Below are 14,318 nucleotides of genomic sequence, written 5' to 3'. Positions count from 1 at the left end.
GGACCACGTCGCTCCGAAATGAGCCTCAGACACCCTGACGCAGCGAGTCGAGCGTCTGGACACCATCCCCCGGTGATTCGACCGACCAATACGTCCAGGCGTCACGCGCGGCGCCCGCGGCGACCCGCGCGGCATCATCCGGGCCGTCGTAGACTGCGCCGTCGAGATCGAGTCTGCCGTCGGCCAGCACCGTGACTTGGACCTGATCGGTCTCGTTGAGCAGCGATTCGCCAGGGACGACCAGCCCCTCGGCGATCAGGTCCGCGAGATCATCCGTGGTCTCCGGCACCGTTCCCGTCGGCTCGGGGTACACCGCGAGGTAGTCGTCCTTGGCGAGACGTTCGAAGGCGTCCTTCACGACCCCGGCCATCAATCGCCGGCGCTGCGCGAGGAAATCCCCGTACGGCATGTCGGTCCAGCCTTCGGGGAGCGCGTGCCAGTAGACGTGTCGGTCCAGGTCCGCTTGCGAAAGCCGGTTGGCCTGCACCTGCGTCGGCCAGTACTCGGCCGGGGGACGGTCCGAGACGGCGATGTTGTCGGCCCACTCGACCAGCGCCATGTTCGCGATCTGATTGATCTTGCGGGTCTCCTGAACCTTGAGGGTGCTCTTGAGGTAGTTCTGCGGAAAGAGGTGGTGGCGCTCGATGCCCTTGCGCGCCTTGATCGACGGATCCAGCCGAGAGCGGACTTTCACCTTCGACAGCAACGCGTCGGCGTCGAGGATGTTCAACGCTGCGATGTACGCGCTGAGCACGGGAGACCGGCTCGCAGAGGTCTCGAGGTCACCGGGCAGCGTCACCGTCCACCAGTCACTGGTCATCCGCTCGTCGATGAGTCGGCCGAGCAGGTTCTCGAAGCCCTCAGCATCTCCGGTCTTGAGCCCGGAGATCTGCGACAGGTCCCGCTCCACCTGCGTCTCGAACGACCCGGAATAGCGACTGGTGGTGTGGGCCATGAAGAACCAGCGGGCGACCAGGTGCCGCAACCGGTCGATCGGAAGCTTGAAATCGATACGCCCGATCAGCCACATCACATAGGCGAACACCACCGCGTTGTCGGAGGTGATCATCTTCTGGCCTCTGAAGCCGGCCAGTTCCAGGCATTGCAGGAACTCGTGCCAGTGCAGCAGGTTCAGGACCTTGTCCTGGGCTTCGGAGAGCCGGCGGAACTGCTCGTCGATACGCTTGGCCCGCTCAGGACCTTCGGGCATGTCCCGACCGCTCAGGAGGGTGTAGACGCTCTCGAGTCTGGCCCGACGGAACGCGAGGGCGAAGTCGGCGCGCAGCAGCGCGACCGGTTTCGGGTGTAGGTGCCAGTTGAACGGCGAAGGCTGCCCGTCGATGCGTGGAACGCGGGTGTCCGCGCAGAACCGTTCGAGGTCGCGTCGGCCCTCCTCCCAGTAGACGCTCATGAGCGTCAGCAGGAAGTCGGAGCGGTTGAGTTCGGTGCCGGCCGAGTTGATCCGGACGAAGATCTCCGAGACTTCCTCCACACCCGCAGAAGCCGAAAGCTCGATGACCTTGAAGTCAGCTTTCGCCAAGTCCTGCAACTGGTGCAACGCGCGGGCGATGCGGCCCTGCTCGTCGACGGAGACCTCGCGGTGCTCGACGAGGCGCGCGATGAACGCCGTCGTCTCCGAGAAGTGGTCGTAGCCCGGGGCGAAGACGCGCGAGATGTCGTTGACGAACTCGGGATCGTTCCTGGTGGCGGCGTTCGCGACCTCGAACGTGGCGTCGGTGGGTCGGAACGCGATCGTGATCCGTGTGCGCGTGTAGTCCTTCTTCAGCACCTCGCGGCCGGTGAGCACCGCGTAGATCGCGGTGGTCCGTTGCTGGCCGTCGATGATCAACTGGGCGGCCCGCTCAGCGTCGTTCTCGCCGATGCCGCGACGGGAGGAGTCGGCACCGGTGGCCCAGAACAGCAGGTACCCGACCGGGTAGCCGCGATACATGGAGTCGAACAGGTTTCGCACTTGCGTCGTGTTCCACACGAATGGCCGCTGCAGCTCCGGGAGCGCGAGACGCCCGTTGCGGATGTCCTCGACGAGGTGGTGAACTGAATACGTGGTGTCCTTGTACAGGCGCATATGCGGCGACTCCAGCATCGGGGGTTCGAATCGAGCCTCGCACATCGTATCGAAGCCGTTCGGGTCCCGCGGCTTCCACAGCGGCGCATCCCTGCGGGGATCAGTTGAAGTATTCGGGATCGGCTTGCTTGAACACGAACGAGTGAGATGCCACTGCGATGTCGCAGCGCAGCATCAGTTCGCTCAAGTACTGGCCGTCGATCAGGCTGATGTGCTTGGAACTCAGCTCGGCGGCCTGCCGGGCTTCGTCGGTGAACCTGCTGGTCGTGACGAAGACGCCCTCATGCCGTCGTTTGATGTCCAGCGCGCCGATGAAGTCTCGGATGTCGCCTGGCCCGATCGGGCGGGACTTCGCATAGCGCTTCGCCTGGCAGTAGAGCTTGCGCATGCCGAGCTGGTCCTCGATCACCACACCGTCCACACCGCCGTCGCTCCGGCCTCCCAGAGTCTTGGACCATCCGTCGCTACCGGAATACCCCATTGCTGACAACAGATCGACGATGACCCGTTCGAGGAACTCCGGCGGCTGCCGTAGCAATTGATCGAGCAGCGATTCACCGACCAGGCGATGCCACCGTGACAGATACTCGGCGAGCTGCTCGACGTTGTCGACGCTGTCATCGGGCACGGTCACGATCGACACCGATCGCCCCTTCTGAACCTCCTCCCCGCGTGATCGATCGGAGACCGCCTTCACGAGCTGGAGCATCTCATCGTTGCCGATCGCATTCCCCTTCTCAGTGACCGTCCATACTGCTCGTTCGGTGCTCTCCAGGAGCCCCGCCTTCTTGAGATAGCTCCGAGCCCAGGCCATTCGATATGGAATGAGTTCGCGACCGTTCGAACCGACCGTCTCAAGCTGCGCCTTGGAGTACCGCTCGGAGGCGATGACCGCCTCGTCGATCTGCGCGTTCGAGGCGGTGCCACCGAGCCGACGAACGGCATCGAGGACAGGGAACAGCAGGTCCCACATGGTGGGGACACGGGTCTCGGATTGCATCAGCGGCTCCAGGCGGACGGCATTGCAGGGGTGGTCGCGAATCAATGATATGAAACCGGCATGTGCCGAACAAACCGGTGAGCTGTGAACGTGACCGCGGTGCCCGCCGCCGACGCCGTATTGGCATCACCGCATGAGGGCTCAACAAATCCAGCTGCGCCAGATAGGATCTGACTACCTCTGCGAGCGCATATTCGGCCAACGTTCGGATTGGCTCCCCTCTGCAATGGCGGCCCGTCGATCCCGCCGGGCCCAGCTCATGAGGTCCGTTTTTGACCGCCTCCTTCCCAAAGTCTTCCAGCTGGTTGAGCATGGTCGAGGTCGCGCGCCGCGTTCCCTTGAAATTGCGACCACTTGAGGTCGAAACGCCGAAAACCGGGCTGTTCATCGCGACCCGGGTTACAGGAATGATCGAGGCGTACGGGCAGAGCACGGTTATGTTCGCTGAGCTGCGCGGCGCAGAACCTCCTGCTCGCTGAGCGCGCTACCAGGGTGGTGGCTCAGGCACATCGGGACCACGGCCTTGCGGAACGCCACCCCTTCGCTGGCGATGTAGAACTCGCCTGCACGCAGCCTCGAGATGTCAGGAACGCCGCCGGCCTTGGCTCGAGCGAGCTCCCGCACCGCCTCGATGTGAGCCACTGTGTTGAGGAACCCATAGAACTGCGTGGCGCAGTTGCCGACGAGGTGCGAGTGGATGCCTCGGGGCGACTGCGTCGCGAACACAAGCCCCAAGCCGTACTTCCTTGCCTGCGAGGCCAATGCGATCGTCGAGTAGGTGCACGGCGTCGACCTTCCCGAGGGAGCGAAAGTCTGCGCCTCGTCCATCACGTAGAGGCCGCCGAGCGGGCGGTCACCGGAGGGACGGCGTTTCACCCAGGAGAACAGCGCCATCTGGAGTTGGTTCACGAACCCTTGGCGGTCTTCCTCATCCGGCAGCCCGACGAAGTTGATCACGGAGATACGCGCCCGCTTTCCCTTCCCCGGGGTGAGCAGCGTTGCCGGGTCGAGTGGTTCGCCATCGCCTCCGAAGAGCGGGTCGTTGACGCGTACCGCCTCGAGTGTTTGGGCCATCTCGTGTGCGAGCGTGTCCGCCTTGGCGATCGCGCTTGCCTCGGCGGGAAGGTCGTTGAGGAGACGCAGGTAATCCTCGATGCCTCCGGTGGGTGTGCGCTCGGCGAAGAGCCGGAGCGTCGAACGCAGGATGGCCCGGCGCTGTTCATCCTTCGGGGTCTTGCCGTCGACCTTCGCCCGTGGGGCGAGAACGGCCACTGTCGAGTCGACGGCGAGACGGAATTCGTCGGGATCGTCTGCTACCGCGCTGAAATCCGGAAGGGGACGGAAAGACAGCGGACGGCCGGTCTGTCGGCCAGGCGTCCATACCACGACCTCGGTGCCTGCGAGGTATTGTCTTGCGGCGGTATCGTCGTCTTCGTCCCAGCTCGAAGGACGTTCCGGCCATGGATCGCTCAGACGGGCAAGGTCATTGTTCGGATCGAGCACGATCACCGAGATCCCGCGCAGTGCGCACTGCTCCATCAGCCGCCGAAGCATCGCAGTCTTTCCCGATCCGGATCCGGCGAACACGGCAGTGTGCTTGGCGAGGGCGGTGACCCCGAGTTCGATGGCGATATTGGACTCGGCATCGCGGCCGAGCTTGAGAGCCATGCGCGGATCCGGCGGGTCGGGGCCTTCATCTCCGGCGCCAGCGACCCGGTTCTGCTCAGTGGAGAGCACGGTCCGGACAATCGAGGTGCCGGAAGCCGGCTTTCTAGCGCGCAGCCACGCGTCGAAGTGACGGTCGCTCTCTTTCCGCATGTCGCGCAACGCCGTGAAGATCCGAAGCTCCTTGAGCAGATCAGCGGTAAGAATCGTACCGCCGTTCTGATGAAACGTGCCCTCTGTCGCGATGATCGTCGGGGTTCGGTTCCACTTCTGTGGCCGCAGCAGGACTGCATGTCTCTTGCCGTTCTGGAAGGCGAGCTCCGCATCGCCCGCGAGCTTGCGGGCCCGGCTCTGGATCGCCTTCCAATGGCTTGCAGTCACTGTGCGGACGGTGAACTTCTCGACGGTCTCACTGTCCTCGTCGACTTCGCGAACGAGCCGCACATGCCAGCCGAGGTAATCGCTCGAACCCGGTTCGAAATGCTCGTTCTTGACCACCTGCCAGTCGTGTTCGACCTCGAGCTCGGTGATTGCGCAGGAAAAACCCGCGAAGAGCAGATCGGGGACGGTCGAATCCTCTCCAACCTTGCTGAAGACGTCGTCGACTTCGGCAGTCGCGAGCAGTTCGTCGAAGCGGGCATCGAGTGAGGCGAGCGCCTTCGGCGCGATCGGAGCCGGCCTGGTGATCGGTTGGTCCGAGGGCTCGAAAGTCTCAAGTTCGAAGACCGAACCTCGGTTGATGCATTCTTCGACGTGGTCGCGAATCTGTTGAAGGAGGCGCCGGGGGCGAAAGTGGCCCGGCGCCTCCTCGAATGCCTCAGGTCTGATCGGCCAAGTCGGATATGGCGGTGAGAATCCGACCCGGTCGAAGGCGATCAGGAGCCGTTCCGCCGCCAGGTCCCGCGCTGCTTCCGCAGAGGAGAGGTCCTTGAACGCGATCTTCGGATGGAACCGGTCTTGCGCGGTACCCGAGGCCCAGGCATCGAATCGCTCCCAGGCGAGGGGCTGGCACGCCAGCACGAGGGCTGCACGTCGGAGATTTTGGCGGAGGTCCATGAGCCCTTCGCCGAGGTCGGTGATGAGGTCGCCGTGCATGGCGATCCCGGCGGACTCCTGCTGATGTGTCTTATGGATTGCCTGATTGACCAGCTCATCCACTTGATCGACGCTCACGAGCATCCCCGATACGGTTGCGATGAGCTGTGAGATGCCGATTGCGACTCGCTGCGGGTCGGGCTCCGATGCACCGAGATGCCACTCACGTCGCAGCTCAAGGTCGGAATCGCCGTTTGCATTGAGATAATCCACGCCGATGTCGGCGGTACCGGCGTCCTGGGCGTTCGAGATCGCGAGGGCGACGGCGGTGCGGCGTGCATCGGTGCTGAGGTGGCTGTGGCGATCACGGAGTGCCTGGTTGAACGCATTGGTGTCGATCGGGGCGATCGCCTTGCCGTTCATCAGTCGTTCCCTGCCTTTGTCGGGAAGGCCGGCGTCTGCGATGAGCCGATCGAGCAGGAACAGGCGTTGGTTCGGTGCGTTGACATGGGGCCTGCCGAGCGCGTCGACGATGCGAAGGCAAAGGGTCGGCCAGAAGCCGCGCTCGCGTGAAGGCTCGAAGGGCACGAAGACTCCGCCGGATTTCTGGACGTATCGTCCTCCCCAGCTGAGAGTGTGCGTCTTACCCGATCCCTTGAGGCCGACAATGGGGAGAATCTCGGTGCTGAGCCCGCCCCTCTCGACGACGGTATCGATGGTCGAGCGCAGCACATCGACGACATGGCGGTTGACGGCGTCGGTATGGCCGGGAATGCCGTCCCAGAGCTGGTCGGTGGTGGGAGCGAGGGTGGAGGAGAGTATGGCCCTCAGCTCCTTGAGGACGATGATCGGGTCTGTTGTCACAAAGGCCGTCCTATCGATATGAGATGGCGGTCCTCGCCGCCGATGCGGACGGCGGCGGCCCGATCGTCCGCAGTGATGCTGCGTCGGTTCTCCTCTGGGATGAGCGTGACCTCCTCGGCGACATGGAGATCGTGAAGGAGTCGATCGAGTGATTCACGTTCGACACTCGCCAACTTCGCGCGGAGATCCGTGAGCGATACCCATGCGCCGGGCTTGGAGGCGAGCATGAAATACACCGTGCTGAGCCCCTCTCTGGTGGCTGCCTCAAGTTCGGCTTGCGAGGTGAGGCTGTCGAAGATGTCCAGTCCGTTAGCCGCCAGCAGCTTTGTAAGGTGTTCGAACATGCCTTGGTCGATGCGATGCCCCAGGCTCGCCTCTGGATCGGGACCGCTTCGAAGTGCATTCCGGCACAGGTCTTTTCCCTTTTTTGTCAGTTCGTGCAGGAAAGGGTCACGGCCGCTCTTGCGGGTACTGGAGATATAGCCGGATTCCTCGAGTGCAGTTCGCTTCTTGCCGGTGAGTGTGAATCGATAGCGTTGCCCGAGTTGCGTATTTGATGCTGATCCACCGAAGCTGGACAGGGCGATGAGCTTGTCAAGTTGATCTTGTGAGAGTTCGGACGGCATGGGGAGTCCAATGATCGGAGGGGTGAGGAGGGCATTGAGGATCCGACGGCCACCCATCATACCTACGTTCGCGGCATGGTGGAAGAGCTGTTTCGGATGGTCTTCAAGATCATTTTCGTTGGCATGAAAGGAAGGTTGCGAACCCGCCCCGGTTGTCATACAGTGATTGGTCGACCCTTTTCGTATGCAGTCGTGCATGGAGCCCCTCATGATTCGTCGACAGGTGAAGCGGTTGTCGACCTTGGACGATGCCGCTCGACGCCCAGTGAATACGCGAGCTGAAAGCGATCTTGATCCGAAAGAAGGGCCTGATTGGCTCTTGGACCAAGCTGCGCGGCGTGGTCCGGAGCGTCCCTTGAGCATTAAAATCGAACATCTGATCGCATTCTGGCAAGCGCGGATGCTCTCCAACACGGTTATCATGCGAATCCAGGAAGAACTCGAGAAGCGCGGGTTGATCCTGGAGCCCGATCTGCGCGGGCTCGAACTCTCCGCAGTCGTCGAAATCCGCCCTGTTGGCGCGGTCCAGACCGGCGAGACCGCCAAATTCGGGTACAGCATCGGGGACATTCCTTCGGCGAGAGGAGGACTGTACTGCGTGAACTGGAACGATCCTGTGACCGCGATGTTCGACGAGATGCTGCGTAGCAAGCGTGACCATGTCGGTGTCGCCGATGAGGAGGGTCTTCTGGTCGGCTGTGCGAACTGGATCGAGGTGAGCAGTGCGATGCAGGCCTCGCCGGAGACCCCCGCGGAGTTGGTCGCAACCAGGCAATTCGTGGAAGTGCACGCCTCTGAGAAGCTCTTCGCCTGGACGAGCCAGATAATCAAGCGCGGCTTCGTCTGCGTGGTCGATGAATCCGGTGCTGTCACCGGCACCGTGAACTGCGCCGACATCACCGCAGAGCACGAGCGTCGCATGCTCCCGCTGTCGTTGATCGAAGAGATTGAAGTGCGACTGCGCAAGAACATCCCGGAACGCATCGAGGTGCAGTACCGCCGAGGCAAGAAAGTCTTCAAACAGTGGAAAAGCCCTGGTCAGCTCACATACGGTGACTACGTCTCATTGCTGAGCGAAGTCGAATCCTTCCGAAAGATGGGCTGGGGCGTTCCCGGCTCCAGGCTCAGCAAGGCGGTCAATCGCGTCCGGATCATCCGCAACGCGGTGTTCCACCACAAGCCCGGGCGACCGAACCAGGACGATGTGGCGGAACTCGAAGCCCTCCTCAGAACCCTTGAGGTCTTCGACAACTCCTCGACCCTGCACCGCCGCCGCGCTGAATCACGCCCTGAATGACAGGACCAGAGCCATTGGCCAGTGAGATCCGAACGAAGTACCTGCAGCTCAAGCGCATCCTCGCGAACGAGGAAATGTACGGAGTCGACCGGACGGCGATCGACCGGGCCCGTCGATTCCGTGTCGAACAAGTCCTTCCCGTGGTGGTCCGAAACATCCGGGAGAACTGGAAGCAGCAGACCAAGGATCCGGTCGACCTGCTGGTGAGTCTTTCGGGCCATTCACCGGAGACGACCGTCGTCGCGTTCGAGATGCTCCGTCCCGATCGGCTTCTGGTCCTCCAGTCCGAGGCCGCGTTCCAGAGCCTCGACGTCATATCGAAGTACGCCAACGTGCAGGCTTCCCGGATCGAGCCCCGTCTCGTCGACCCGAACGATCCGTTGTCGATCTACGCGCAGGTCAAAGATGAAGTTGACCGAATCCGCAGGTCTACCGGGCGCCAGGCGAACGTCGTCATCGACATCACCGGGGGCAAGAAGATCATGAGCGCAGCGGCTGCCCTCGCCGCTTCGCAACTCGACCTTCAGATGTGTTACATCGACGGACGCCGCTATGACCCGTCATTGCGGCAGCCTGTGCCGGGGTCCGAGAAGCTGGTCCTCCTGCCGAACCCGACTGAGATATTCATGGAACGGGAGATGGAGAAAGCGAGCATCCTGCTCGCACACGGCGATTTCTTCGCAAGCTACCGACGTTTCGGTGAGATCGCCGAGAAGACCGATCGTTCCTCCCACGCCCGCTTCGGTCGCGACCTCGCCCGTTGCTACGCGGCGTGGTGCAACTTCGACTTTGCGAACGTTCGTGATCGAACCCGCGTGCTCCGTGAACGGATCGATGACCCCAGATACCGGCCTCAGCAGGAGGTTCTCGACCGAATCCGTATACAGGTCGAGTTTCTCGAGATGCTCGCCGATGATCCTGGAGGCGTCGAACTGACGTTGAACTACTTCCTGATCGCCAGCCACTATCGCAAGCGTGACCAGCATGAATTCGCCGTCCTGCTGTACTACCGGACCCTAGAACACCTCCTGTGCCGTCAACTCGAGCTGCGTGCTGAAGGTTTCAAGTGCAAGTCCCCGAACTGGTCATTGTTGATGGATGACACCGACGACCTTGAGGTCCGCTTTCGGGAGATCGGCGCTCGGATCTACCGGACCAAGAATGTCGTGCTGCCCTACCGCGTCGGCATGATGGACGCAGCGTTGCTGCTCCACGCGCTCGAAGACCCGTTCCTGCCCGCGGTCGGACTCGCCGATGATGCCGCTCTCCTCGCATTGATGCGACAGGCGGAGCATCGCAACCGCAGTGTGCTCGCCCACGGCTCGCAGTGTGTCGAGGCGCAGGCGAGCCAGCAGTTCGAGAACTATGTCTTGGATCTACTGCTCGGTTTCTGGTCACTCCAGGGTGACCGCCCGAAGCTCGACAAGTACCTCGCCGCCCTCCGCTTCGTCGAGCACATCTGACTGGTTGTGGAAAGGGGCGCGGCCATGACCGATCTGATCGACACGGGTGGTCTGCCCGTTCGCGGGGGCTTCTTCGTGACCCGGTCACCTGGGACTGCTCGGACGCCGTTCGTTCCTGCAGTGGCGTCCACCCATGACTACCAGCACAGTCACTCGTATGTTGCCGGAGGCTCCACCACCAGAGCCGACCTCGTTGGTCTTGTTGACAGCGCGTCGGAACGGATCTTCATCGCCAGTTACTTGATTGGCGATGGGGCCTTGAGTGATGCGCTTGAACGCGCCGCAATGAGGCTGCGCGGCGGCGTGCGTGTCATCGTCAATCTGGAAGGCAGCGCATTCGGTGACAACGTTCAGGAAGCGGTGGAACGACGACGTTTCGAAGAGCTCTCCGCGCGCGGAGTGATGATTCGCAGTTATCCCGGCTGTCATGCCAAGTTCGCCGTCATCGATGAAGAAGCCGTCCTCATTCACAGCGCCAACTTCATGACCAGGGCGTTTGAGACGACAGGCGAGAACGGCGTTATCATCTTCGCACGTCAAGAGGTCGCGGAAGCGGCTCGATTCTTCGAGCGGCTCTGGCGCGGCGCCACCTGGGAGATGGACACCACCGGTAAACGCGTTGTATCGAGGCGTCGGCCCGACTCCTTACGGCACCATCTACGTGCCGCTTCGTCAAAGGTCGGCCTGATCTGGACGTTCCACGACGAGCACCTGATCCTGGGCGCCATCACTGATCTCATCTCGACTGCTGAGCGCGAATTGGTCATGGCGACCTTCAACGTCAGTGAGATGTCTCGGCGTCCGGAGCTGCTCCATGATCATCTTCGCGGTGCAGTCGCGCGAGGTGTCGATGTACGGCTCCTGATGCGGGCGCGAAGCGGGCCGGAAGCCGGTGAGGAGGCAGCGGCGCTCCAAGACCTCGGCGTCAAGCTCTACCCGTGCTCGCTGAATCATGCGAAAGGTGTGGTGGCCGATCGGGTTCGCGGAGCGTTGTTCTCAGCGAACCTCGACTCCCGCTTCGGCCTCGACAACGGCGTCGAGCTCGGAGTCCGCCTCGATGGGACCCCGGCTCTGGATGCGGCGCTCCGGTTCCTCGAACACTCGATGGCGGAGCACGACCGCGACTTCGTCCGCGACCCAGAAGCCAGAACCTTGGCGTCGGGATGGAACTATCCACTCCTGTCGGCCACTGAGCCGATCGAGGTGACCGCCTCTATCGGAAACTGGAAGCGTCTCAGCGACTTGCGTTCCGGTCCTGTGGTCTTCGAACGGCACCCCGAACGACTGGAGCTCTATGCTGAAGGCCATTCCTGGCATCTCTACCCCGATCACGCTGGAAGGGGGTATCGCCTCGAACCAGGACGGCCGCAGGAGCACCACGCCATGAGCCGCCTTCTGCAGGGAGACGCCCGGACCGGCGAACCCACAGCGGGTATTTGCACGGCCTTCCTCCGCTTGCATTCCTGACCCTAGACGCAGCCTGTCTCAGCTGTAGAAGTCGCTCCAAGCAGTCTTGGCCGGTCGCCGACACTCCGGTGCCTGTCAAGAACCTGAGCAGGTTCTTGCTGGGCAAGACTAGAGCCCGGATCCTTGGATCCGGGCTCTAGCTCAATCTGCAGGAGTGACAGGACTCGAACCTGCAACCCTCGGTTTTGGAGACCGATGCGCTACCAATTGCGCCACACTCCTTCGCCAGCCCGTTGCCTGGCTGGCCGCAACTATCTTACGTGTCGCGGTTCAGCCGGTGCAACCGGGTTGGCGGTGATGGAATGGCTGGTCAGGAGGCCGGGACGACGGAGCCGTCGGCCCAGGTGTCGAGGATGAACTGCTTGACCTCGTCGGACTGGAGGAGCTCGGCGAGCTTCTGGACGTCCTCGTTGTCCTTGTTGGCCTCGGTGGTGACCAGGTAGTTGGCGTACGGGTTGCCGTCGGGGGACTCGCTGTAGAGGGCGTCCTCGGCGGGGCGGAGGTCGGCCTCGAGGGCGTAGTTGCCGTTGATGACGGCGGCGTCGACGTCCTCCAGGGAGAGGGCCAGCTGGGCCGCCTCGAGGGGGACGAACTCGATGTTCTTCGGGTTCTCGGCGATGTCGTCCTCGGTGGCGAGCGTCGCGTCGACTCCGTCGGCGAGGGTGATCAGGCCCGTGTCGGCGAGGAGGGCGAGGGCGCGGCCGCCGTTGGAGCCGTCGCCGGGGATGGCGACCTGGGCGCCGTCGGGGATCTCCTCGACCGAGGCGACGGAGGAGGAGTACAGGCCCAGCGGCTCGATGTGCACCGCGGCGACGGTGACCAGGTCGGTGCCGTTGGCGGCGTTGTACTCGTCCAGGTAGGGCTCGGTCTGGAAGAAGTTCGCGTCCACGGAGCCGTCGGAGGTCGCCACGTTCGGCTGCACGTAGTCGGTGAACTCCTCCACCTCGATCGTCAGGCCGGCGTCGTCGGCCAGGTTCTCGGCGATGTAGTTCAGGATGTCGGCGTGGGGGACCGGGGTCGCGGCGACGACCACGGTGCCGTTGGTCTCCGTGGCTTCGGACTCACCGGAGTCGTTGCCGCAGGCGGTCAGGGCCAGGGCGGCAGCGGCGGCGACGGAGCCGCCGATCAGGGCACGGCGATTGAACATAGTCTTCTCCTAAAGGAAGGTGCGGGTGTACTGGTTTATCGGCGGTCGAGGGTGCGGGCGCACCGGTCGCCGAGGATCTGGAAGAGCTGGACGAGCACGACGAGGATGACGAGCGGCCAGATCATGTACTCGGTCTCGAAGCGCTGGTAGCCGTAGCGGTACGCGAGGTCGCCCAGGCCCCCGCCGCCCACGATCCCGGCCATCGCCGAGTACGAGACGACGGCCACGAGGGTGACGGTGAAGCCGCGGATCAGGCCCGGCGTCGCCTCGGGGAGGACCACCCGCCAGACCAGGCCGGGCGTCGAGGCGCCCATGGAGCGGGCCGCCTCGATGAGGCCCGGCTGGACTTCGAGGAGCGCGCCTTCGACGAGGCGCGCGAAGAACGGGATCGACGCCACCGTGAGCGGGACGATCGCGGCCTCCGTGCCGATGCTCGTCCCCGTGAGCAGGCGCGTCAGCGGTACGACCGCGACCATGAGCAGCACGAACGGCGCACTGCGGCCGATGTTCACGATGAGGCCGAGCGGCGCGTTGACCACCGGGATCGGCTTCGGGCCCGTCTTCGACGTGATGTAGAGGACGGTGCCGAGCAGCAGCCCGCCCACAAGCGTCCACAGGCCGGCGACCGAGACGATGTGCAGGGTCTCCCAGAACGCTTCCGTCAGGAGTTCGACCAGGCGATCGGAGTTCATCGCGACACCTCCTCGCCGAGGAGGCGCGCGGCCAGGCGGCGGGCCTGCGAGCCCAGGCGCGAGTCGGGGTCGGCCAGGAGCTCGGGGACGTTCCCGATCTCCACGAAGCGGCCCTCCTCCATCACCGCGGCGCGGTGGCAGATCCGGGTGATGACCTCGAGCTCGTGCGTGATGAGCAGGACCGTCAGCCCGAGCTCGCGGTTCAGGCGCGCGAGCAGGTCGAGGATCTCGTCGGTGGTGTCGGTGTCGAGGGCGCTGGTGGCCTCGTCGGAGAGCAGCACCGCCGGATCGGACGCGAGGGCGCGGGCGATCGCCAGGCGCTGGCGCTGGCCGCCGGAGAGCTGGCCCGGGTAGGCCTTCGCCTTGTCGGACAGACCGACCAGGTCGAGCAGCTCGAGGGCGCGCTCGCGGCGGACGGCGCGCTTCACGCCGCGGAACCGCAGCGGCAGGGCCACGTTGGATGCCGCGTTGCGGTTCGACAGCAGGTTGAAGTGCTGGAAGATCATCGCGGTGTGCGACCGGGCGGCGCGCAGTTCGCGGCCGCCGAGCGCGGTCAGGTCGCGGCCGTCGACCTCCACGGTGCCCGCGTCGGGGCGAGTGAGGAGGTTCGCGGTGCGCAGGAGGGTGGACTTGCCGGCGCCGGAGCGGCCGAGGATGCCGAAGATCTCGCCGGGGGCGACTTCGAGCGAGACGTCGTCGAGCGCGGTGAGGTCACCGAACCGCTTGGTCACGCCGGTCAGGCGGATGCTGGGACTGGAGTCCATGAGGAAGGAAGGTCGCTTTCGCTGTGGGTGATCGCCGCTTCGGGGCGCGGCGGTGCAGGAGCCCTCAGCAGGCGCACATTCGGCAGCACGACGCGGCGGCGCGGTCGGCGTCGCTGAGGCGTTCGGTGTGCTGCGAGTTCATAGCCTAGGAGTCAAGCAGGAATTCGTGCCGAATCCAAGCGGTTGTGACGAACGCCGCGTCCAGCCGGGAG

At 63.8% G+C, this 14,318-nt stretch carries 9 protein-coding genes, 1 tRNA gene and 1 pseudogene; 3 read left to right on the top strand and 8 right to left on the bottom strand.

All coding sequences use genetic code 11. The annotated features are described in order from the left end of the window. Positions 1 to 25 precede the first annotated feature (25 nt). From ABD419_RS21950 to ABD419_RS21935, 4 genes are all read right to left on the bottom strand, one after another. Entirely contained in the window at positions 26 to 2,086 is a 2,061-nt protein-coding gene (locus ABD419_RS21950) for a GmrSD restriction endonuclease domain-containing protein (protein WP_344491209.1), read from the bottom strand. 100 nt (positions 2,087 to 2,186) lie between these two features. Further along, positions 2,187 to 3,086, bottom strand: a complete 900-nt coding sequence (locus tag ABD419_RS21945; protein WP_344491206.1) for a restriction endonuclease — start codon at positions 3,084 to 3,086, stop codon at positions 2,187 to 2,189. A gap of 435 nt (positions 3,087 to 3,521) precedes the next feature. After that, positions 3,522 to 6,650, bottom strand: a complete 3,129-nt coding sequence (locus ABD419_RS21940; RefSeq protein WP_344491203.1) for an ATP-binding protein — start codon at positions 6,648 to 6,650, stop codon at positions 3,522 to 3,524. After that, the gene (locus tag ABD419_RS21935) at positions 6,647 to 7,435 is read right to left on the bottom strand and encodes a hypothetical protein (protein WP_344491200.1); all 789 of its coding nucleotides are present in this window, start codon (positions 7,433 to 7,435) and stop codon (positions 6,647 to 6,649) included. The genes ABD419_RS21940 and ABD419_RS21935 overlap by 4 nt, the downstream gene beginning before the upstream one ends. Positions 7,436 to 7,484: 49 nt before the next feature. On the opposite strand from ABD419_RS21935, the gene ABD419_RS21930 reads away from it, so the two are divergent. From ABD419_RS21930 to ABD419_RS21920, 3 genes are read left to right on the top strand one after another with little or no spacing between them, the layout of a single operon-like run. Beyond that, complete coding sequence (locus tag ABD419_RS21930) at positions 7,485 to 8,573, top strand: CBS domain-containing protein (protein WP_344491197.1); 1,089 nt, start codon at positions 7,485 to 7,487, stop codon at positions 8,571 to 8,573. Between the two features lie 14 nt (positions 8,574 to 8,587). Continuing rightward, complete coding sequence (locus ABD419_RS21925; RefSeq protein ID WP_344491194.1) at positions 8,588 to 10,036, top strand: TIGR02710 family CRISPR-associated CARF protein; 1,449 nt, start codon at positions 8,588 to 8,590, stop codon at positions 10,034 to 10,036. A gap of 24 nt (positions 10,037 to 10,060) precedes the next feature. Continuing rightward, positions 10,061 to 11,503 carry a phospholipase D-like domain-containing protein gene (locus ABD419_RS21920; protein ID WP_344491191.1) on the top strand — a complete coding sequence of 481 codons (1,443 nt, stop codon included), beginning with the start codon at positions 10,061 to 10,063 and terminating at the stop codon, positions 11,501 to 11,503. A 149-nt stretch (positions 11,504 to 11,652) separates the two neighbouring features. Here ABD419_RS21920 and ABD419_RS21915 read toward each other — a convergent pair. The 4 genes and pseudogenes from ABD419_RS21915 to ABD419_RS21900 all read right to left on the bottom strand — a co-directional run. Beyond that, positions 11,653 to 11,725, bottom strand: a tRNA-Trp gene (locus ABD419_RS21915). Positions 11,726 to 11,813: 88 nt separating this feature from the next. Beyond that, positions 11,814 to 12,650 (bottom strand): MetQ/NlpA family ABC transporter substrate-binding protein, encoded by an 837-nt coding sequence (locus ABD419_RS21910; RefSeq protein WP_344491188.1) that lies wholly within the window; start codon positions 12,648 to 12,650, stop codon positions 11,814 to 11,816. 35 nt (positions 12,651 to 12,685) lie between these two features. Next, positions 12,686 to 13,342, bottom strand: coding sequence for a methionine ABC transporter permease (locus tag ABD419_RS21905; RefSeq protein WP_344491185.1), 657 nt, complete (start codon positions 13,340 to 13,342; stop codon positions 12,686 to 12,688). 47 nt (positions 13,343 to 13,389) lie between these two features. Further along, a pseudogene (locus ABD419_RS21900) lies at positions 13,390 to 14,106 on the bottom strand (methionine ABC transporter ATP-binding protein); the annotation flags it as partial. Between the last annotated feature and the right edge of the window lie 212 nt (positions 14,107 to 14,318).

Source organism: Glycomyces endophyticus (genome assembly GCF_039531525.1).
GTDB classification, from domain to species: Bacteria; Actinomycetota; Actinomycetes; order Mycobacteriales; family Micromonosporaceae; genus Glycomyces; species Glycomyces endophyticus.
The sequence above is the reverse complement of the archived record's forward strand: the minus strand, read 5'-3'. Positions and strand labels throughout refer to the sequence as shown.

Bases quoted from the DNA above. Each gene is read 5' to 3' on its own strand.
- ABD419_RS21910 (WP_344491188.1), bottom strand. From the start codon at position 12,650: ATGTTCAATCGCCGTGCCCTGATCGGCGGCTCCGTCGCCGCCGCTGCC.
- ABD419_RS21905 (WP_344491185.1), bottom strand. From the start codon at position 13,342: ATGAACTCCGATCGCCTGGTCGAACTCCTGACGGAAGCGTTCTGGGAG.
- ABD419_RS21920 (WP_344491191.1), top strand. From the start codon at position 10,061: ATGACCGATCTGATCGACACGGGTGGTCTGCCCGTTCGCGGGGGCTTC.
- ABD419_RS21950 (WP_344491209.1), bottom strand. From the start codon at position 2,086: ATGCGCCTGTACAAGGACACCACGTATTCAGTTCACCACCTCGTCGAG.
- ABD419_RS21930 (WP_344491197.1), top strand. From the start codon at position 7,485: ATGATTCGTCGACAGGTGAAGCGGTTGTCGACCTTGGACGATGCCGCT.
- ABD419_RS21945 (WP_344491206.1), bottom strand. From the start codon at position 3,086: ATGCAATCCGAGACCCGTGTCCCCACCATGTGGGACCTGCTGTTCCCT.
- ABD419_RS21935 (WP_344491200.1), bottom strand. From the start codon at position 7,435: ATGACAACCGGGGCGGGTTCGCAACCTTCCTTTCATGCCAACGAAAAT.